The organism is Bifidobacterium minimum (genome assembly GCF_000741645.1).
Lineage (GTDB): Bacteria > Actinomycetota > Actinomycetes > Actinomycetales > Bifidobacteriaceae > Bifidobacterium > Bifidobacterium minimum.
The window spans coordinates 1-20455 of the sequence record NZ_JGZD01000004.1; the positions used below are offsets into that span (position 1 = coordinate 1).

Genomic DNA, 20455 nt, shown 5'->3' on the forward strand with positions numbered 1-20455 from the left:
GCCAGGCGAGGGCGGAGCGGCGCCGTCTGCGCCGCGGAGCTGTTGTGGGGCCGGCCCGTGGGCCGGTCCGTTGTTGCTGGGCCCGGAGGGGAGCCGGGAGGCCCGTCAGGTCGAGGCGTAGCCTCGCCGGGCGGTGGCGACGGCTTCTATGCCAGAGAGCGTCCGCTGGGGTGTCCGCCATCCGAGGCCCGGACGGGTTCCTTCGCTTCGTCGGCTGCGTGACGGTCGGTCCCGTTCGGTCTCAGCAGGGGTGCCAGATCGTCGAGGGCGCGGTCGATGCGCTGGGGGATTGCGGGGTCGAGCACCCGACCTCCGTCGAAGTCGGCGGAGGTGGCGAACACGGCGGTGGGGGCCGTGTAGGCGTGAAGGAAAACGAAAAGCGGCCGCAGCACATGGTCGATCATGAGCATGTGCCGGGGGCTTCCGCCCGTGGCCATGAGCAGCACGGGCTTGCGGTCGAAGGGCCTCTGCCGGACGATGTCCATGAAATGCTTGAACATCCCCGGATACGACCCTCGGTAGGTGGGGACGGAGACGACGAGCAGGTCGGAGTCCTCCACGGCCTCGAGGGCCTTCTCGGTGGCGGCGTCGACGTCGGTGCGCGTCACCGCCGAGGTGAGTCCGGGCCCCAGATGGTAGACGTCCACTCGCGTGACGTCGGCGTCGTCGTACCGACGGCGTAGCGCGGCGACGGCGTAGTCGGCCAGCGTGACCGACGTCGATGGGGTGTTGGGGCTCGCGCTGAGCACGACGACCTTCAGTGGTGAATTCACCGTTCCTCCTTGCTTGAACGATTCGTGACCTGGGATGGACGCTCCGCCCGATGGCACCATGCCTGATCGGGTGGGGCGTCAGACGCGGATGACGGGGGCGCGGACGGCGCCGCATCATCCTTCGTCAGTCTTCTGATCTCCGGAGCGACCCGCGTTCCCAGCAGTTCGATGGCCTTCAGATGCTCCTTCTGGGGCACTCCGCCGAAGCCCATCTGTAGCATGATGCGGTCGATTCCGTAGAGCCGTCGGTAGGTCATGATCTTGTCGACGACCTCCTGCGGGCCGCCGGCCACGATCATCCCGCGGGGTCCCGCCTGCAGGTCGAAGGCCTCGCGCGGCAGCGGGAAGGGCTCGTCGCGCCGGTGGTTGTTCTGGCTCATCCCCGCGACGAAATGCGGGTACATGACGTCGCGGGCGTGACGCATGTGCGATGCCACGAATCCGTGGACGCTGGCGCCGATGCGCAGGCTGCGCGGATTCACGCCGGCGCGTGACGCGGCAGCGTGGTAGGAGTCCACGAGCCCCCTCTGCGCGTCGATGGGACCGGCGAGGAAGGCGATCATCAGGGGGAGACCCCGTCGTCCCGCTCCGATGGCGGACGCGACCGTGCCTCCCACGGCCTGCCAGATGGGCAGACGCCTCTGCAGGGCATGCGGGGCGATGTCCGCATCGGTCAGAGGCGCGCGGAAGCGGCCCGACCAGGTGACGGGGTTCCCGTCGCGGATGCGCAGCAGCAGGTCGAGCTTCTCGGCGAAGAGCGCGTCATAGTCGTGAAGCGAGTATCCGAACAGCGGGAACGATTCGGTATAGGAGCCGCGTCCGGCCATGATCTCGGCGCGGCCGCCGCTGATCTGGTCGATGGTGGCGTACTGCTCCCAGATGCGCACGGGGTCGTCGCTGGAAAGCACGGTGACCGTGCTGGCGAGTCGGATGCGCGTGGTGACGGCGGCGATGGCCGAGAGGATGACCGGGGTGGCGGAGGCTATGAAGTCTCCGCGATGGTGCTCGCCGACGCCGAAGACGTCGAGGCCGACCTCGTCGGCGAGGCGTGCCTGCTCCAGGGTGTCCAGCAGCCTTTGCCGGGGTGACGGCATCCGGCCCGTGGACGGGTCGCGCGTCATCTCGCCGAAGGTGAGGATTCCGATCTCCATGCTCATGATCGGTGGCTCCGGCGCGTCGGTGGAGTCACGTCGCCATGCCGGACGAAGCGTTCGCCCCAGTCCGTGATGTCGTTGAGGACGGGGGCCAGAGCGCGCCCGGCGTCCGTCAGATCGTAACGGACCTTGACGGGTCGCTCCTGGCTGACTGTCCGGATGATGAGGCCCTCGGACTCCAGCTGTTTGAGGCGGCGCGAAAGGGAGGCGTCGCTGAGGTTCTCGGCGAAGTGCGAGATGTCGGTGAAGCTGGCGCATCCCTTGGCCAGAGCCTGGATGATCAGTCCGCTCCAGCGCTGTCCGATGATGGACATCGCGGCGACGAAGGACGGGCAGGCCTCGATGGGATGTCCGTCCGATGCCTTCTGCGTCGTCGATACCAGGGTCGTCGACGGACGGCCTCGGTCATCCGCTCCGTCCGCCGCTCCAGGTCGTGGTCGTTGGATTGTCATGCGCTCCCGTTCCCTTTACGCGGGGAATCTCCCCGCGCCATCACTGTCATCTATAAAGTAGCTTTCTTTTTGAAAGTTTTCTAGTGGCTTACGCGCACGGCATGGCAATGGCCATGGGCAAGATGGTGGACGCGGTGATGGCCAAGATGGTGGACGCGGTGATGGAGGAGGCCCTTGGGCGTGGGGGACGGGTGGGCATGGAGAGGCTGGGCGCGGGGCGCGACGCCGTGACCGGGGTGGGATGGCTGGTATGAGACCGCGGCGTCAGCGCATGGTCGCCGCCGTGGTCATCCACAGCGTCTGCGAGGTCCCCGCGGTGAATGACGCGGGAACGGAAGCGTCGCGAGGATGGCGCAGGGCGTGCGACAGCGCCGAGATTTTGGAGTCGCCCGCGGTGAGCATCCATGTCCGGGTGCTGCGGGAGAGCAGGGGGACGGTCATGCTCAGACGTCGTGCGGGAGGCTTGGGCGAGTGGTCGACGCCGACGACGAGTCGATCGGTGACGGCGATTTCGGGATGGCCGGGGAACAGTGAGGCGTAGTGGCCGTCCGGACCCATCCCCAGAATGAGCAGGTCCATACGTGGATCGTCGCCCAGTTCACGTCGCAGTTCGGATTCGTAGGCCGCCGCGGCCGCATCCAAAACTCGGGAGGTCCGCTCGTCGTCCGCGTTGTCGGCCTGCGCTGCGGGACGCGCGTCGGCGGGCATCTCGTGGATGTTGGACTCGGGAAGACGGCCCTCGTCGACCAGTCGGCCAAGGAGCCGGGCGCGGGCCTGCAGCGCGTTGCGATCAGGATCATCCGAGGCGACGAAGCGCTCGTCCGCCCACCACACGCGCACGAGACTCCAGTCGATGGCGTCCGTCAGAGAATCCCGCGACATGAGCTCCATCATCCGCAGGGCGTCGGATCCTCCGGTCAGCGCCAGATCGACATGATGGCGGGCGATCGGAGCCCTCCCGTTCCGGGCATCATCCCCGGTCGCGTCGACCGAGCACTGCGCGTCAATTGAGCACTGCGCGTCGAGGATGGTGAGCAGAGCTCGGTGCGATGCCGCCATCGCCAGGGTGGAGGCGTCGGGATAGGCGAGGACTTGTGCGGTTGTCATATCCGATCCTTGTGCGATGGATGGTCTGATGGATGGTCCGATGGATGGATTCCGATGGATGTCAGCGGTGGGTCAGATCCCAGCCGGTGTTGATCACGTCGGCGTAGATCTGGTCCGGGTCGATGCGGCGGAGCTCCTCGGTGAGGCAGTCCTCAAGGGTGCGTACCGGCACGGAGACCGGCTGCGCGGGCTGCCCTGGCTGCTTGATGACGGCCTGATCCTCATGGGGGCGCTCCAGTGAGACCACGCCGTCGGCGCGGGTCAGGAACACGCCGGTGATGGCCTCCGCATCGGCGTCGGTCTCGACGTGGACCGGCACGTTCAGGGACAGTCGCAGCCATGAGCACAGAAGCTCGGTGGGCAGGAAATCCTTGGGGCCGGTGACGCGTGCGTCGGTGATGGGAAGATGGGGCGGCTGGTCGAGCATGGAGGCCAGCATCGCGCGCCAGACGGTCAGCCGCGTCCATGAAAGGTCGATGTCCTCGGGCGACCAGTTGCGCCGCAGGCGCTCCATCGTCGCCTCGGGGTTGGTGGCCAGCATCGCATCGGTGATCCGGCTGCGCGCCATTGCCCCGATGAGGTCCTTCGAGGGGTTCGATGGCGGGTTCGTGGGCCACCACGCGACCACGGGGGCGTCCGGAACCAGCAATGGTATGACGAGGGTGTCCGGATGGGAGACCAGCCCATTGCGCGGCCACAGGATGATGATCTCTCCGGCGCCCGCATCGGCTCCGAAGCGAACCTGCGCGTTGAGGTTCGACTCATCGGTGTCCTCGTCCGGATTGGGGTTCAGGTCGGGCACCACCGCTATGACGCGGCAGGGATGCTCGCGGCTCGCGGTGTTGGCGACTTCGAGCGCACGTTCGAGCTCGGATGCCTCGGTGGAGATGAGCAGGGTGAGGACCCTCCCGGTGGCTGATTCGCCGCGCTCCTTGTGAAGCTCGTCGATCTTGCCGGCGATCTCGCGGGTGCGGGTGTTGGGCATATCGATGATCATGGCATCCTCCAGTGGCGTCCGTCTCGCGCCAGCATCTCGTCGGCCTCCGACGGCCCCCAGGTTCCCGAACGATACGATTGCGGCTGTCCCAGCGTCGCCCAGAACTCCTCTATCGGATCGAGGATCCTCCAGCTGAGATTGACCTCCTCGGTGGTGGGGAACAGCGGCGGGTCGCCCAGCAGCACGTCGAGTATCAGGCGCTCGTAGGCCTCCGGGGAGCTTTCGGTGAAGGACCGGCCGTAGCTGAAGTCCATGGAGACGTCGCGCACCTCCATCGCGGTTCCGCCCGGAACCTTCGCGCCGAAGCGCATGGTGACGCCCTCATCGGGCTGGACGCGGATGACGATGGCGTTGTTGCCCAGCTCTCGCACAGCGGTCTGCTCGAAGGGCAGGTGGGGTGCCCGCTTGAAGATGACGGCGATTTCGGTGACGCGCTTGCCCAGACGCTTGCCGGTGCGCAGATAGAACGGGACGCCGGCCCAGCGCCGGGTATCCACATCCAGTCGGATGGCGGCATAGGTCTCGGTGGTGCTGGAAGGGTCGATGCCCTTCTCGTCCAGATATCCGACCGCTCTGTGCGAGCCCTGCCAGCCGGGCCCGTACTGTCCGCGGGCGGTGTTCAATGACAGGTCTTTCGGCAGACGAACGGCGGAGAGCACCTTGGTCTTCTCGGCGGTGAGGTCCGCGGCGGAGAAGCTCACCGGCTCCTCCATCGCGGTCAGCGCCATGAGCTGCAGAAGATGGTTCTGGATGACGTCGCGCGCCGCGCCGATTCCGTCGTAGTATCCGGCGCGCCCGCCGATGCCGATGTCCTCGGCCATGGTGATCTGCACATGGTCGACGTAGTTGGAGTTCCAGATGGGCTCGTACATGGAGTTGGCGAAGCGCAGCGCGAGGATGTTCTGGACGGTCTCCTTGCCCAGATAGTGGTCGATGCGGAACACGGAGTTCGGGTCGAACACCTCGGAGACGACGCGGTCGAGCTCCTTCGCGCTGGTGAGGTCATGCCCGAAGGGCTTCTCGATGATGACGCGGCGCCATGCGTCCCTATCGGATCTCGCCAGTCCCGATGCCGCGAGCTGCTTCGAGACGATCGGGAAGGCCTTGGGGGGGACCGACATGTAGAACGCGTGGTTCCCGCGCGTTCCACGGTCGCGGTCGAGTTCGGCGACGGTGTCGCTCAGCCGGTCGAAGGCGGCGGGATCGTCGAATGTTCCCTGGACGAAGCGGATGCCGTGGATGAGGTTGGACCAGGTCGACTCCTTGAAGGGGGTGCGGCACCGATCCCGGACGGCGTCCTTGACGAAGTCGACGAAATGCTCCGTGGTCCAGTCCCGTCGGGCGAATCCGATGAGTCCGAAGCTGGGGGGAAGGAGCCCGCGATTGGCCAGATCGTACACCGCGGGGAGAAGCTTCTTGCGGGACAGGTCTCCGGTGACGCCGAAGATGACCAGACTGCACGGGCCGGCGATCCGTGGCATGCGGAGATCGCGTGGATCGCGCAGGGGGTTGATCCACGGTGAGGATTCGTTCATAGTGCTCATCCTAGCCATGGGGATCGGCGTGGGAACGAATCCCCATGGCATATCGCCGCCAGCGATACCGTTGCGGAGTGTCATCTGTCGGGGGAGGCCTGCGGTTGCGGAAAGCCCGCAATGGAGGACGGTCCCGCATAGGGTCCGGGGAATCTCATCCGCGGGACCATTCCGGTGGAATCACGCCTCTGGAGAGACCATGATCTTGACCTGGGTCTTGTCGGATGACAACGCCAGTATCCCCTTCTCGAGCGCGTCGTCGAGGCCGATGACCTTGGTGACGAGCGGGGCGAACTGGTCCCGGTGCGAATCGATGATGCGCAGGACCGCTGGGAAGCTGTTGTTGTAGCACAGCGTTCCGATGATGTCGATGCCCTGCATGATCACGTCGTCGGTGAGGTTGATGCTGACGGGCTTGCCGAACAGGGCTACGATCTGAACGATCCCCGTGCGTTTGGTGACCTTCAGCGCGGTGTCGAGAGTGGCCTGCACCCCCGCCGCCTCGAAGCCGATGTCCACTCCATGGGGTTCCTCGGCGCGGATGGCCGCAACGACGTCCTCCTGCAGCGGGTTGATCACGTGGTCGAATCCCAGCTCGCGGGCTTTCGCAAGTCGCACATCCGACACGTCGGATATGTAGATTCGCGTGGCTCCCGCGATTCTGGCGAGGATGGCCGTGAGCAGTCCGATGGGTCCGGCTCCCATGACGGCCACGGTCTGGCCGGCCCTGAGATGGCTCTTTTTGAGGGCCTCATAGACGACGGCCGTCGGCTCCGCGAGGGCGCCGAGCTGGAAGGACAGCCCGGAGGGCATCGTATGGGCGAACCTCGCCTTGACGTTCGCGTATTCGGCCATTCCGCCATCCTGGGAGAATCCGAGGAAGTTGCCGGCGCCGTCGGCGGCCTGAGCGCGATCGCAGAAGTTGTAGTTGCCGGCCCGGCAGTTGTCGCAGCTTCCGCAGGCGATGAGCGGCTCGACCGCCACGGCGTCGCCCACGGCCAGATCCGTGACGTCCGAGCCGATGGCCGTGATCTCTCCGGAGAACTCATGGCCCAGCGTTATCGGCAGCGTCCGGCCGGTCAGGGGATGGGGCTGGGTCGGAAGCCCCCAGCCCTCGAGGTAGGCATGCAGGTCGCTTCCGCAGATTCCGCAGTATTTCACGCGGATCTGAACCTCGTCGGGGCCGGGGTCCTGCCGGGGTACGTCCTCGATGCGGATGTCATTCTGTCCATGGATGCGCACGGATTTCATCGTGAGGTCCTTCCACTATGTCGAATGGCAGGCCTCCATTGGCCGCCAACGTCATCCATATTGTATGGCGTAATCCGCGAGGGGGGTGTCCGTCGCTGGTCGACGTGTCGGACCCCTTTGATATCGGGGTGCTTCGCGGCGCGGACCACGCAATACGCCAGGCACATTGCCACGCTCATACGCTGCGACCGCATATCGTGACCGCATACCGCGACCGCGCATAGCGACTGCACATCACGCCCGCGCATGCGCATACGCAGCGGGGTCAGTTCGGTGGAGGTCAGATCGTCAGCGCGTATCCTGCCAGCGTGGCCGCAAGGCTGATCACCAGCATCCCTCCGGTATGGACGATACCCTCCACCGTCCGTCCGGAGCGAAGAAGGCGCACCCCCTCCACGCTGGCGGTGCTGAAGGTCGAGTATCCTCCGAGGAAGCCGGAGCCGAGAAGGGTGCGCACCCCGTCGGACCCCGCGTGGGACAGGGCCCATCCGGTGAGCAGGCCCATAAGAAGGCATGCGGTCACGTTCACGACGATCGTGCCCAGGGGGATCGTCAGACGGTTCCGTTTGTTGATCGCCGTGTCGACGAGGAACCGGCAGACGGCGCCGAGACCGCCCAATAGCGTTGTGACGATGATCATTGCCGTCCCTCCGGTCCCGTCGCGCCGATGTGCGGGGCGCCATTCCGGGGCGTCTGCGCCGGTCCGGCAGTTGTCGCAGCGTCTGCGTCCGGGGCTTTCGTGTCGGAGGTGCCCGTGCCAGGGACGTCCGTCTCGGGGGCGCCCGTGCCGTCGTCGGTATCCCCGCCGATGCGCCGGCCTGCGGCCCCGCCGGCCAGAATGCCTCCCATGGCGGCGAGAAGACCCAGAAGTATGGAGCTGATGGCATAGGCGGCGGCGATAAGAGTCGCGTGACCGATGAGTCTGCTGTCGGTTTCGAGGATGAAGGTTCCGTACGTCGTGTACCCGCCCATCACCCCAGTGCCCACCGCGAGCCGGAAAAGCCGCCGCGCGCCGACGTCGCGCCCGTGCTGCCGAGGAACTCCAGAAGGAATCCCAGAAGGAAGGCTCCGGTGAGGTTGATGATCATCGTCATCCATGGCCAGACGGCACTCGCGGGCTGCATGGCCTCCAGAACGAGCCGCACGAAGGATCCGACGCAGCCTCCGACGAACACCGCCACCGCCGACTGCATGAGGGTTCGGTTTCGGGTGTTCATTGACGTCCCTCCGCGTCGTTCCCGGCGTCGTAGCTGCCTTTCAGAGGAACCACGATAATCGGCCGCGCCTGGATGTGCTCCAGTCTGACCGACACCGATCCGCGCATCCATTCCTCGATGGCGGCCAGAGGGCCACGTTCCCGCGTGCCCACCACGATCGCGATGGCGTCGGATCGGTCGGCCTCCCCCCGCAGGCCGTCGGCGGGATCGCCGGGCACCACCGTGAAATCCGAGGTCATGTCCGGCGGCAGATCCAGCGACATCATGCGACGGGACAGCTCGTCCGCCGCCCGAGCGCGGGACTCGTCGAGGCTGTCCGAATCAAGAGGCTCCATATATCCATCGGACGCCGACGTCATGGTGGGGTCGACGTACACGAAATGGATCCTGCGAAGTCCCATGCGGGCGGCCCATTCGATGGCCGTCCGGGCGACGGCGTCGGGTTGTCCCGGCGCGACGCCCACCAGCAGCGACCCCACCAGCAGCGACCCGACCAGCAGCGACGGAGTGTGGCCGGCTCCGTCGGAGGAGGGGCTGATGCCGGTCTGGCCGCGTTCCTCGGTGTCGGACGCCGGGGCGCCATCGGATATGGATTCACCGCGGGAGGTGGATGGCGATGTCATGAAGGACATGATGCTCCTTTCAGCGTATGGCCATACCTCGGCCATTGTCTGTAGGAACCATCAGCGTATGCGGTTCGGATGCGCGTCCACGCCCGCACCGGTCGTATCGAGCCGGAGCGTGTCGGGCGGCGTATCCAGGCGGGGCCCATCACCTGTCAGACGGCATGATAGCACCGGCGTGGACGCATCGCTCCTGAATGCCCAGAATGCCCGGCGGGCGTCCGGCTTCACCTTATCGGTCGGCTTCACCTTATTGAAGAATCCGCTTCTCCGGCCTGTCGGTGTGCCGGGAGCCGCGTCCCGCGGGGGAGGGACTGGGCGAGCGGAGGTTCCCGCGCGTGTTGCCGGTCCAGATGTCGCTCAGATCGGTGCGCGTCTGTGCGGCCATTCTGCGGATGGTCTGCTTCTGCCGTTCGCGCGTGTGGACGATGTCGATGACCTTCTCGTAGGCCTTGAGATACTGTTTCGTCATCGTTCGGTAGTTGAACAGCATGCGTGCCCGCTCGGCGATGTAGCGTCTGTCCATGTCGAAGCAGCTTTCGATCTCGTGGTAGCCCTCCACGAAGTCCTCGACCAGCATGCCGGTGCGTCCCTCCTCGATGAGCTCCGGCATGGATCCGCGTTTGATGGCCAGCGTCGGGGTTCCGCAATACGCCGCCTCGAGCACGGTCAGTCCGAAGGGCTCGCGGAATCCGGTGGGATGCAGGTTGCATCGTGCGTGGGAGAGGAGCCTGACCTTGTCCTCGAATCCCAGTTCGCCAAGGTATTCGACGAGGGGGTTGGCAAGAAGGGGACGGATCTCCTCGTCGAAGTAGCCGTCGCCCTGATGATCGATTTTGCCGGCGACCTTGATCCGCATTCCCAGATTGATGGCCAGCTGTATCGCGAGATGCGGGTCCTTCTCCCTGTCGAATCTGCCGAGGAAGCAGAGATAGTCGTCGGGTTCCGTGACGATCGGGAAGCGTGAGGGATCCTCGCCGTTGTAGACGACGCCGACGTATTGGAGGTCGGGAAAGGCGTCCTGCTGGTTGCGTGAGATGGAGGCGTAGAACAGGTCTCGGCGATGATCGTAGTAGTCCAGCTGCTGGAAGGTGACCGGACCGTGCATGGTGGTGAGGTTCGGGAAGTCCTGAAAATCCTTGAGATCGAATCCATGCGAGTGGATGATGTCCACGTCGTCGAGGATTCCCCTCAGTTTGGCGGCGGTGGTTTTCTCGATCTCCTTCGCCCGCGCCAGATAGGCGGGGAGGTCCTTCCTGTGCCGTGGGAAGAAGATGGCCTTGTCCGTGATGGGGACGATGGGGCAGTCGATGGTCGAATCGGCCGAGGCCAGAAGGATGGGTTCGTGACCCATCTCCCGAAGTCCACGGATAAGATTCGCGATGACCAGCTCCGTGCCGCCGTACTGTTTCGGCGGGACGGGCACGTAGGGTCCTGCGATGACCGCGACGCGCACTGCTGCGCTCCTTTCTCTGTCGGACCGCGGCTGCAAGCGATATGAATGCGATTGGGTGTGATGCGGGACCTGCGTCGCGGTCGTGATGGTGTTGATGGTGTGGCCGCACCACGGCGTTGCCCATGGACGATTTTAGCACTCCGCCGTCATGAGTGCTAAGTGAGCATGATGACGGGGAGAGCGTGCCGGCAATCGTGGGGCCGGTGCTGGCCGGTGTCGACCAGCGTCGACCAGCGCCAAGGGGCCACTGCATTGGCGGGGTCACTATTTTTGGTCGGGTCGCATTTGGTGGGGGTCACATTGTATTGGTGAGGCCATTGGGTGAGGTCACTGTGTGGAACGTGCGGAGACGGTGACGTGCGGATCGCCTGCGGATCGCCATGTGGTATTCCTAAGTCACGCGATTAGGATCGGCGCCGTCGTCCGCCTGCGGTTCCCTCCCCACCCGTCGTGCGCGTGGATCGGGGGCTCGGACGGATCGGAGTTCGGACGGATCGAGGGTGTGGAGGATGTCGTCGCCGAAGGCATGGGAGGTCGTCATGGAGAGGGAACCATTGGGGAACGCGGGACGTGTGGATGAGGAGCGTGCGGACGAGGAGCGCGCCACCATCCGCGAGAACGCGGCCGGTTACGACGTGCCGTCGGCCGAATCGGGCGGCTGGATAGCGCTCAATCGTCATTCGCCCGCGGCGGTTCCCGTCATCCCGCACCCCGGAGAACAGCATGAGGAGCAGGTGTCGGGCAAACTCAACTGGCTTCGCGCGGGCGTTCTTGGTGCGAACGACGGGATCGTCTCTGTGGCAGGCACCATCATCGGCGTGGCCGGAGCGGATCCGAATCCGCGCTCTCTTCTCACCGCCGGCATTGCGGCGCTGGCGGCCGGAGCCTTCTCGATGGCGGGCGGCGAATATGTTTCCGTGAGCGCCCAGAGGGACACCGAGAAGGCGCTGCTCGCCAAGGAGCGGTGGGAGCTTGAGACCATGCCCGCACAGGAGCTTGATGAGCTGGCCCAGATCTATGAGTCCAAGGGCATGACCGCGATGACGGCGTTGAAGGCCGCCGACGAGGCGATGCGACATGATGCGTTGCGCGCGCATTCCATCGACGAGCTGGGCGTCGACCCGGGTGAGCTGACGAATCCCTGGAGCGCAGCCTTCTCGTCGTTCCTGTCATTCGTGACCGGCGGCCTTATCCCTCTGGTGTTCTCGCTGCTTCCCGCCGCGGTGCCGGTGCGGATGACTCTGATCGTTCTGTCCGTCGCGTTGGCGCTGACCGTCACCGGATTCGTGTCCGCGCGGCTGGGTGGAGCCCCTCGTCGACGTGCGATGATCCGCAATGTGGCGATGGGACTGGGAACCATGGTGTTCGCGTGGGTCGTGGGCGCGTTGTTCGGCGTGGTGGCGTGACCATGGACCGCCGTGACCATGGATCGTCGTGACTATGGACCGCCGCAATCATGACCGACGGCATCGTTCGGTGCCGTCCGGGAGCTCCGGGGAACCGACATGGTTCGAAGACCCATCGCGCACCAACGGCCGGAGCGTGAAAGGCGTCCCCGGCCATCGGCCGCATTTGTGGATGAGGTTGATTGCTCTGGTGTCCATCTGCATGATCTCCGTGGCGGTCGTCGTCGCTGGCCTCGCGTTGTTTCGCATGCGTCTGGCCGGCGTCAGGGATATCCGTGCGGGAGTCGAGTACTCCCGCCGGCTGCGTCATGCCACGCGGCGGCTCTCGCCGACTCAGCTGGAGTATGCGGATGGGTACCATCCCGTCGGTGAGGTCCCCGTCACGGGCAAACGCGGCGGAGACCATGCGGTCCTCATCGTCAAGGCCGGAGCGGTAAGCAAATACGTGTGTTGGACGACCGGTTCGCCGCATCGTGCCGCTCTCGTCGTTCCGGGAATCACGTGGAAGTCATACCACGGCTCCAGCGTGACCGTATCCGTCAGTCTGCGCCATCGCGCCACGATGGTCGAGGGCACGCCGCATATCAGCGCTTCCGGTGTGGTCCGTGCGATTGATGCAGGACTTGTGGCCAACGGCGTCACGGACAACACGGCGCGGCTCAATGACGTTCTTCGGATGCTTCCCTCGCAGGGGCGCAAGACGCTGGTCTTCCCGCGCGGGCATTTCGCCTTCACCGGAGTGATCGATATGGTCAGCGATCTGACGATGCGGGGGACCTCGGGCGGAGTGAAGCACGGCACGGTTTTCCAGATGCCTCGCCATCGTCATGGTGGATTGGTCATCTGGTATCCCACGGGTGGAGCCAGCGGATATGACGGCATGCATGACGTGACGTGGAGCCATATCGCCTTCTATGGCGGGCATTCGGCTGATCTGGTTCCAACGCAGACCATCTACCAGCAGCTCATCCACGCGCGGGACATCGTCTTCGATCACTGCGTCTTCGAGATGGTGCAGAGGTGCTTCGGGCATGTGCTCGACGTCGATGGCAGCACGGGCGTGACCGTGACGCACAGCACGGTGATCGGGTCGGCCAACCGTGGCCAGACGTTCAAGGAGGCCTTCCAGATGGACGTCGCCGCCCTTGGTGCGAGCGGCTACTACGACAGGCATACGGTGTTCAACAACCTGCCGACCACACATATGACGATCGAGCACAGTCGATTCCTTCCGCTGCGGGATTCGCAGGGAAGACTGCTCCTTCCCGAGGCCGCACCCTTCGGCACGCATATGGCCTATGCGAAGACCACCGACGACTCCAGCTACATCCGCTACGGAGTCTTCAGGGACAACTACGTCGAGGATCCCGTATCCTACGAGGGCGCGGGAACGGAGAACAGCGCGGTGATCCATTTCGACGCCGCGGACGACATCACCATCACGGGGAACACCTTCGTGTGGACGGGCGAGACGCGGCAGTCGTCCTGGGCGGTGGCGTTCTACGCGCGGTCGCATCGCATGGTCAAGCCGCGCGGATGGCATGGCGTCACCATCACGAACAACGTCTTCCGTGGATTCGCGCCGCGGGTGGGTGTCTTCGATCTGTACCGGGAGCCGGACAGCGTCAGTGATCCGGGGGGTGCGACGGTGGGGCGAATCACCGTGCGGGGGAACCGCTTCGAGGGGACGCCCCTCCGTCTTGCGCTGCAGTGGCTTGGCGGGTACTCGTCGCGTTTCCTGGTGACCTATGGCCGTGATGTCCGCGGTTCGGACAACGTTGTCGATGGGGTCATCCACCTTGATGGAACCTCCGCCGACATCCATACGGGATGACAGGATGCCTCGAGCTGGGGGCATACTGCTACAGATTTCCAGGTATCCCTTAAAGAAACCCTCCTGATGTCCGTGACCGCGGTCTATCTGTTGATAAATATTTTTAATGGTGCTCCAATAGCTGATTGGATGATTACCATCCGCTTACTGGGGATTTGAGGGAATATGGGACTTTATGAAAAAAATTTCTTATCCAGAAAAGAATGAGAGGACGAACGACCAGATGAGGAGCGCCCTGTTGGTGGCCTTAGGCGTTGATGGTTGCTGGGCCCTGTTCAAAAGGTTGGTGTGATGATGTTCATCGGTACGTTGTCAGCTGTGATGTTTGCTTTCGCTATCGTTTGTCTGGTTGAATGCGTGTCTCGACTGTTTCCAAGGGCAATCAAATCTGCGTACGCCGCGGCCATAGTTCTGTTGTCGTTGGTCTGCATTGGTTCAGCATTCGTCTGTGTTGCTCTGATGCATAGTCATGGAAGACTCACGATAAACTGGATCGTCGCCATATCCCTACTCGCGTTATACGTGCTTGTACGAAGCGTAATCGTCCATGCGAAGTCGAAGAGTGAGGGAATGAACAATCCTCAGTAAACATTTCCGACAATTAAAGAGCTTTCCCAAGTTAACACTTGCGGAAACCTCTTCGCGTCCGAAATAACACCCCCCGTGCTCCCTCTCCGAGGCTTTTCCTCGGAGAAGGTTCCACGAGAATCTGATGTGAAGGAAATGTGATGTGGACACCTTTTCTATAGCTTGTTGCATCCATATGATCTAACAGGAGAGAGTGGAATCTCAATAGGGCGGATGTGTTGTTGATATGAGTGATCTGAGAATGGGATGATTGTAATGGAGCATATTCCTTTGTTTTGGATCATCGTCGGACTAGCTGCGGGAGTTCTGGCGATCATACTGCATGCAGTGATCTCACGAAAACGTCCCATATGGCTGAGGCCATCGTACACACACTCTATGTAGGTCTTATCGTGTTCCTCATGTATTCCGATGGGCAAAGCCGGGGCTGGACAGGCTGGGCAGGAGCGTGCAGAACCTCGTGGACCTGATGACGCTGCTGCCCGCCGTGCATGTGGGCGCGCTTGATTCGCCACATCCAGACCCGCGGCGATATCAACGACCCTGTCCCCGGCAAGCGTGCGATTGACGGCCTCGAGCTTGAGCGCCACCGAGTAACTTGTGATACGCGGCAAGGGCGATCGGCTTCCTTCTGCCCGGTTTGCTTCCTCGCGCCCAGTCGAACAACACGTGACGCGACGGATAGCCCAACAAACGCAAGATAAGGGGCTGCGGACGTTTTCTTGGAGATGGTTTAGGCCGCTAGCCCTTGTTGCATTCTATAGTGTACGGGACTTTTCCATCCCAGGGATTGTTTGATACGCTCATGGTTGTACCAGTGCATGTACGTGTCGACGTGTTCCATGACTTGACGGCAGGTCAATTGTTCCCAGTGCTCGGGGTAGACGGCTTCGGTCTTCATGCGGCCGAAGAATCCCTCGGCCGCTGAGTTGTCCGGGGAGCAGCCCTTCCTGCTCATGGAGCGGATGATACCGTGCTCCTGGCAGATCCGGATCCATTCGGGCCACCGGTAGTGGCAGCCACGATCTGAGTGCACGATCACCCTGGTATCATCGGGCAGGGTTCCGATCGCCTTTCTGAGCATGGTGTTGGCCAATCGGGCGTTCGGATGCAGGCCTGTCGTGTAGGCGACGATCTTGCCGTCGTAACAGTCGATCATGGGCGATACATACACTTTGCCGTCACACGCCTTGATCTCGGTAATGTCGGTCAGCCACTTCATGTTCGGCCTGCAGGCACTGAAATCCCGGTTGATCAGGTTGTCGGGGGCTGGCGTGGTCTCACCCCGGTAGGAGCTGTAACGCCTGCGGTGGGGATACGAGCCACCAGCCCTTCCTCTCTCATGATCCGGCGCACGATCTTCTCGGATACACGCAGATCCAAAGCGTGGTGGAGCCGACGGTAGCCGTAGCGTGAGGACGACTCCTTGAACAGTGCCCTCATACGCACTCGGATATCCGAGTACTTGTCATGCCCGGCACGGGCATGATGATAATGGTAGCTACTCAAGGGGATCATCAGCCTGCGAGTCAAACAGTTCAGTGAAAACATCGGGCGAAGCCGGTCGATGAGCCTGGTCTTCTCCCGGTTCGACAGGCGCCTCAGGCTGGCGCCTGGGTCTTTTTTTACCACGTCGACCACCTCCCGCATCAACGCGTTCTCCAGTTCAAGCTCCTCGACCCGACGGCGTAGCTCACCAACATCATCAGAAACAGGGCGGATTCTGGGCTTGTCTTTCTCCGTCATCGTGGTCCTCCTCCTAGGTTGCACTGCTACCAGACCCTTCTCACGATACGAGACCATCCAATGATGCACCACGGCTGGGCTGATACCCAATTGCGCCGCCGCCTGTTTCTGTTGCAGACCGGCAAGACACAGGCGTACGGCTCTCACCCGCTTGGAGAACGGGATGATCGGCTTGGCAATGGCATCGGCATACCGCGGATCCTCATGCAGCCAACGTTCCAAACACTGACGGGTGGGATAACCCAGATGCGTCCGCGACCTGCTGGGTCGTCATATCAGTGGAGAAATACAACTCCACGGCACGACCACGCTCCTCTTGACTGAACATAGAATCCTCTCGTTCAATCTCCAAGAAAACGTCCGCAGCCCCTAACGTCCGGATTCTTGCGCAGTTTTGAGGTGGTGGGAGCATAACCCGTCCTGTGTGTACGATTTTCAATCGCTGAAAGAGAAAACCGATTGGAAAGCAGGTACGGGCCATGCCCAAGCACATTTTACAGGTGAATCAACCCATGTTCGAGACTCAATTGGATCGCATGGTGTCCGAGAAGGTCACCGAGATCCGTGGGCCGGATGCCGGACGCTTCAGGCCGACGAGATCGCCGGCGCGGCCCGCTACGAGCGTTCCGATGGCAGGAAGGCGTATCGTGCCGGCCATTACGAACGCGATCTGACCGTCAAGGCCGGGAAAATGGCAGTGAGGGTGCCGAAGCTGAAGGGCGCCCTGTTCGAGTCGGCGGTGATCGAACGGTACCGACGCCGGGAGGAATCGGTCGAGGAGGCGCTCATCGACATGTACCTGGCCGGCGTCTCCACGCGTCGCGTCGACGACATCAGCCAGGCCCTGTGGGGCGAGCGGATGCCGTCGCAGACCCTGTCGGACAAGCTCAGGAAGGTCTACGGGGACATCGACGCCTGGCGTGAACGCCCGCTGTCCCAGCCCTACCCGTATGTGTTCATGGATGGCGTGTGGCACAAGCGTTCGTGGGGTGGCGCCGTGGAGAACGTGAGCATACTGGTCGCGATCGGCATCGGGTCGGACGGGCACCGGGAGGTGATCGGCGTGGCGGAGGGCATGAAGGAGGATTCGGCGAGTTGGAACAGCTTCGTCTCCTCGCTCATCTCGCGTGGGCTTACCGGCGTGCGCCTGGTGACCGGCGACCGGTGCGCCGGACTGGTGAACACCGTCAGTGGACTCCTGCCACGGTCCCGCTACCAGCGGTGCATGGTGCACTTCATGCGTGGGCGTGCTCTCGAGAGTCTCCCCTCGTCACACCCGGTGGGCCGGGGACGCGCTCAAGGCCGTGTTCGCGATGGAATCACGCGACTCGGCCCTGGCCAAGGCCGAGCAGGTCGCCACCGAGATGGAGGAGCGGAAACTCAGGGAGGCCGCCAAGTGCCTGCGCGAGGGCATCGACGAGACCACCACGTACCTGCTCAAGGATTACCCGGTCGAGCATCGCCGGCGCATCCGAACGAACACCATGATCGAACGATTTAACCGGGAGATCCGCAGGAGAACCCGCGTGGTCGGCAGCTTCCCCGACGGCAGGAGCGCACTCATGCTCATCAGCGCAAGAATCCGCTACGTCACCGGCAACCAGTGGTCCACCCGCCGCTACCTGGACATGTCCCGACTCCACGACACCATACAAGAAGCGAACTGACAACGCACACAGGAAACAAAAACCAAAGTGCGCAAGAACCCGGGCACTACCCGCGTCATAGGCGAATATTGAGGTTCTTGCTCCGTATGTAGGCGGTAATGAGAGCACTCAAAGTATCCATTCCATTAAAGCAGTGTGTCCAGTAATGGTGGTAGGAAGTTCCACCTATGACGTGGACTATTATTTCTCCGATCTGGATGGCTATGTTTTTCATTGTGTAACAGCAATCACTGCCTTTTTTCGATTATAGAGTAGATACTCAGCACTGTAATCAATACTAACGGTACTTTCGATCAGAACTGAGCGCCGATAGTGGTATTTTTTCTTGTCGTACGTTGCGAATCTCATGTGCTGCTCCGTCGTTGTGCTGCGCGCAGTCCGTTGAGGATGACGATGACCTCGGCGCCTTCGTGAACAAGTACCACAGCGGCCAGGCCAAGAACTCCGGTAATGGCCAGCGGGAGCAGAATCGCAATGATGAGTATTGACAAAACCACGTTCTCGTTCATGATCGTGCGCCCGCGGTGTGCGTGCGCAAGAGCTTGAGGGATGAGACGCAGGTCGTTCCCAGTAAATGCGACGTCCGCTGATTCAATCGCAGCATCGGCACCTTTGACTCCCATCGCGATTCCTACGTCTGCGGCCGCTAGGGCGGGTGCGTCGTTAATGCCGTCGCCGATCATCGCCGTGGGCTGCGTTCTGCATAGTTCTGCGACAGCGGCGTCCTTATCTTCTGGGCGCAGTTCGGACCGGACGTCGGTAATACCGGCCTGTGCAGCCAAGGCTCGCGCTGTGCGTGGATTGTCGCCAGTCAACATGGTTACGCCGATTCCGCGTTCGTTCAGCGTGCGTATTACCTCGGGCACTTCGGGACGCAGTTCGTCGCGCACTCCTACTGCCCCAACGGGTCTGCCGTCGCTATGCACGATGACGACGGTCATTCCCTCCATCTCCATCGCTCGCACCTCATCAGCCAGGGGGCCAGCATCGAGCCATCGAGGACTCCCGACGCTGACACAGACACCATCGATTACCCCAGAAATACCGCGACCCGCCGTTTCCGTGACATCATCGGCCTGTGGAGCGTCACTCACTGCGCTTGCGATTGCAGTGGCAAGCGGATGCGTACTGTGACCTTCCAAACTTGCCGCCCACTTCAGAACCTCGTTTTCACTCACACCATCGTCCGTCACTACGCGGGTCACGGTGGGGTTATTCACTGTCAGAGTGCCAGTCTTATCGACTGCGAGATGTCGGATGCCACCAAAACGTTCAAACGCCGCACCGGATTTGACGACCACCCCGAACGCGGAAGCCGCACCAATAGCAGAGACGACGGTGACCGGGACAGCTATTGCCAAAGAACACGGGGATGCTGCGACGAGCACAACCAGTGCGCGCGTAATCCATAGCTCAACGTTCCCACTGAGCAGTGACCCGAGTAGGCCGACCAGTACTGCGAGAATCATTACTCCGGGCACAAGCGGACGTGCGATCCGATCAGCTAGTCGGGCACGCTCACCTTTCTCGCTCTGGGCCTTCTCGACAAGCTCCACAATTGTGGTAAGCGAGTTATCGGTGCCAGCGGCCGTGGCCTCAACGTCGAGCGTGCCCGTGGTGTTAATGGACCCTGCCGAGACATCCATGCCAGGTTCAACTTCGACTGGGATTGACTCGCCGGTGATCGCGGATGTGTCCAGGCTGCTCCGCCCGGCACGCACGATGCCATCAGTGGCAATCCGCTCGCCCGCCCGAACCACCAGCACGTCACCAACGCGCAGATCCTTTGCCTCGACCTCAACCGTTGCATCGCCACGTTTAACCAGTGCGGTCTTTGGCACGAGTTTCAACAATGCCCGCAGTCCAGCGCGAGCACGATCCATTGCCTTGTCCTCAAGCGCTTCCGAAATTGAGTAGAGGAACGCCAGCGCTGCTGCTTCCTCAACGTATCCAAGAATCACAGCACCAGTCGCGCTGATCGTCATCAGCAGACCGATACCAAGCTTGCCTTTCGTAAACAACCCTCGCAGCGCACCCGGAACAAAAGTGTACGCGCCCAAAAGCAGGCCGATCCAGAACATCACTAGACCTGCGGTCTTTGCGCCGGTCAAATCACACACTAGGCCAGCAGCGAATGCAATACCCGATGCAATCGGAATCAGAACGCTCGGACTGCGATACCACGGCCGATCGTCATCATCATCGTCATCGAAGTCAGGATGCTCAACCTGCGAATTTGTTACCGTACTCACGCTCGCACCTCCCGTGCCTCGCAGCCCCTAACATTGCAGTCGGAGTCCATGCATGGCACGCTCTCATCAACTGCAAGTGTCACATCAATAAGGGCAGTCAGCGCATGGGCTAGATGGGGGTCGGCGATTTCGTAACGGGTCTTCCTGCCCTCGGGTTCAGCCACCACGATGCCGCACCCGCGCAAACACGTCAAATGGTTTGACACGTTCGAACGAGACAGCCCCAGTTCTAGAGAGAGAACGGCAGGGTAACTGGGCCCATCTAACAGCGCCATCAGAATCCGTGAACGGGTCGGGTCTGCCATGGCCCGACCTAGCCGGTTCATTACATCAAGTCGATTCGTAATAGTCAGCATGCGATGACTATACATTAGATGATGTACTGTTGTCAAGTCCG

The 20455-nt window shown here is 62.5% G+C and carries 19 protein-coding genes and 2 pseudogenes; 4 read left to right on the forward strand and 17 right to left on the reverse strand.

Annotated elements, in window-relative coordinates; translation table 11 throughout:
* Positions 1 to 146: 146 nt before the first annotated feature.
* Genes BMIN_RS00630 through BMIN_RS00640 form a run of 3 tightly spaced genes read right to left on the reverse strand, consistent with a single transcriptional unit; the run spans position 147 to position 2379 of the window.
* Entirely contained in the window at positions 147 to 773 is a 627-nt protein-coding gene (locus BMIN_RS00630; protein WP_022861441.1) for an NAD(P)H-dependent oxidoreductase, read from the reverse strand.
* A complete protein-coding gene (locus BMIN_RS00635; RefSeq protein ID WP_022861440.1) occupies positions 770 to 1930 on the reverse strand; it encodes an LLM class flavin-dependent oxidoreductase in 1161 nt (386 codons plus the stop codon). The genes BMIN_RS00630 and BMIN_RS00635 overlap by 4 nt, the downstream gene beginning before the upstream one ends.
* Positions 1927 to 2379 (reverse strand): winged helix-turn-helix transcriptional regulator, encoded by a 453-nt coding sequence (locus BMIN_RS00640; RefSeq protein ID WP_022861439.1) that lies wholly within the window; start codon positions 2377 to 2379, stop codon positions 1927 to 1929. Before BMIN_RS00640 ends, BMIN_RS00635 begins: the two co-directional genes overlap by 4 nt.
* 113 nt (positions 2380 to 2492) lie before the next feature.
* On the opposite strand from BMIN_RS00640, the gene BMIN_RS08470 reads away from it, so the two are divergent.
* Positions 2493 to 2633, forward strand: coding sequence for a hypothetical protein (locus tag BMIN_RS08470; protein ID WP_156097289.1), 141 nt, complete (start codon positions 2493 to 2495; stop codon positions 2631 to 2633).
* A gap of 10 nt (positions 2634 to 2643) precedes the next feature.
* Here BMIN_RS08470 and pgl read toward each other — a convergent pair whose 3' ends face one another.
* The 9 genes from pgl to BMIN_RS00685 all read right to left on the reverse strand — a co-directional run bounded on the left by pgl (position 2644) and on the right by BMIN_RS00685 (position 10565).
* Positions 2644 to 3486: a 6-phosphogluconolactonase gene (gene pgl / locus BMIN_RS00645; RefSeq protein ID WP_022861438.1), complete on the reverse strand. Its 843-nt coding sequence runs from the start codon at positions 3484 to 3486 to the stop codon at positions 2644 to 2646.
* Between the two features lie 61 nt (positions 3487 to 3547).
* A complete protein-coding gene (locus BMIN_RS00650) occupies positions 3548 to 4483 on the reverse strand; it encodes a glucose-6-phosphate dehydrogenase assembly protein OpcA (RefSeq protein ID WP_022861437.1) in 936 nt (311 codons plus the stop codon).
* Positions 4480 to 6027: a glucose-6-phosphate dehydrogenase gene (gene zwf / locus BMIN_RS00655; RefSeq protein ID WP_026647529.1), complete on the reverse strand. Its 1548-nt coding sequence runs from the start codon at positions 6025 to 6027 to the stop codon at positions 4480 to 4482. The genes BMIN_RS00650 and zwf overlap by 4 nt, the downstream gene beginning before the upstream one ends.
* 171 nt (positions 6028 to 6198) lie before the next feature.
* On the reverse strand, positions 6199 to 7269 hold the full coding sequence (locus BMIN_RS00660) for a 2,3-butanediol dehydrogenase (protein WP_022861435.1): 1071 nt from the start codon (positions 7267 to 7269) through the stop codon (positions 6199 to 6201).
* A gap of 280 nt (positions 7270 to 7549) precedes the next feature.
* A complete protein-coding gene (locus BMIN_RS00665; protein WP_022861434.1) occupies positions 7550 to 7909 on the reverse strand; it encodes a fluoride efflux transporter FluC in 360 nt (119 codons plus the stop codon).
* A complete protein-coding gene (locus BMIN_RS08775) occupies positions 7906 to 8241 on the reverse strand; it encodes a FluC/FEX family fluoride channel (protein WP_051913480.1) in 336 nt (111 codons plus the stop codon). Before BMIN_RS08775 ends, BMIN_RS00665 begins: the two co-directional genes overlap by 4 nt.
* Positions 8241 to 8486 (reverse strand): CrcB family protein, encoded by a 246-nt coding sequence (locus tag BMIN_RS08780; RefSeq protein ID WP_051913481.1) that lies wholly within the window; start codon positions 8484 to 8486, stop codon positions 8241 to 8243. The genes BMIN_RS08775 and BMIN_RS08780 overlap by 1 nt, the downstream gene beginning before the upstream one ends.
* Positions 8483 to 9118, reverse strand: coding sequence for a universal stress protein (locus tag BMIN_RS07930; RefSeq protein ID WP_022861432.1), 636 nt, complete (start codon positions 9116 to 9118; stop codon positions 8483 to 8485). Before BMIN_RS07930 ends, BMIN_RS08780 begins: the two co-directional genes overlap by 4 nt.
* 241 nt (positions 9119 to 9359) lie before the next feature.
* On the reverse strand, positions 9360 to 10565 hold the full coding sequence (locus tag BMIN_RS00685) for a glycosyltransferase family 4 protein (protein ID WP_022861431.1): 1206 nt from the start codon (positions 10563 to 10565) through the stop codon (positions 9360 to 9362).
* Between the two features lie 509 nt (positions 10566 to 11074).
* On the opposite strand from BMIN_RS00685, the gene BMIN_RS00690 reads away from it, so the two are divergent.
* Positions 11075 to 11971: a VIT1/CCC1 transporter family protein gene (locus BMIN_RS00690; protein ID WP_022861430.1), complete on the forward strand. Its 897-nt coding sequence runs from the start codon at positions 11075 to 11077 to the stop codon at positions 11969 to 11971.
* Between the two features lie 178 nt (positions 11972 to 12149).
* Positions 12150 to 13805, forward strand: coding sequence for a hypothetical protein (locus BMIN_RS00695; protein ID WP_156097290.1), 1656 nt, complete (start codon positions 12150 to 12152; stop codon positions 13803 to 13805).
* 1321 nt (positions 13806 to 15126) lie between these two features.
* On the opposite strand, the gene BMIN_RS08825 is transcribed toward BMIN_RS00695, so the two are convergent.
* The 3 genes and pseudogenes from BMIN_RS08825 to BMIN_RS08835 form a co-directional block, all read right to left on the reverse strand.
* On the reverse strand, positions 15127 to 15762 hold the full coding sequence (locus BMIN_RS08825; protein WP_338010519.1) for an IS3 family transposase: 636 nt from the start codon (positions 15760 to 15762) through the stop codon (positions 15127 to 15129).
* Positions 15648 to 16139 carry an IS3 family transposase gene (locus BMIN_RS08830; RefSeq protein ID WP_238565568.1) on the reverse strand — a complete coding sequence of 164 codons (492 nt, stop codon included), beginning with the start codon at positions 16137 to 16139 and terminating at the stop codon, positions 15648 to 15650. The genes BMIN_RS08825 and BMIN_RS08830 overlap by 115 nt, the downstream gene beginning before the upstream one ends.
* A 63-nt stretch (positions 16140 to 16202) precedes the next feature.
* Positions 16203 to 16286, reverse strand: a pseudogene (locus tag BMIN_RS08835) (helix-turn-helix domain-containing protein); the annotation flags it as partial.
* Positions 16287 to 16618: 332 nt separating this feature from the next.
* Here BMIN_RS08835 and BMIN_RS00710 point away from each other — a divergent pair.
* Positions 16619 to 17806, forward strand: a pseudogene (locus BMIN_RS00710) (IS256 family transposase).
* A 344-nt stretch (positions 17807 to 18150) separates the two neighbouring features.
* On the opposite strand, the gene BMIN_RS00715 reads toward BMIN_RS00710, so the two are convergent.
* Positions 18151 to 20058 carry a heavy metal translocating P-type ATPase gene (locus BMIN_RS00715; protein ID WP_022861531.1) on the reverse strand — a complete coding sequence of 636 codons (1908 nt, stop codon included), beginning with the start codon at positions 20056 to 20058 and terminating at the stop codon, positions 18151 to 18153.
* A complete protein-coding gene (gene cmtR, locus BMIN_RS00720) occupies positions 20055 to 20429 on the reverse strand; it encodes a Cd(II)/Pb(II)-sensing metalloregulatory transcriptional regulator CmtR (RefSeq protein WP_476559195.1) in 375 nt (124 codons plus the stop codon). The genes BMIN_RS00715 and cmtR overlap by 4 nt, the downstream gene beginning before the upstream one ends.
* Between the last annotated feature and the right edge of the window lie 26 nt (positions 20430 to 20455).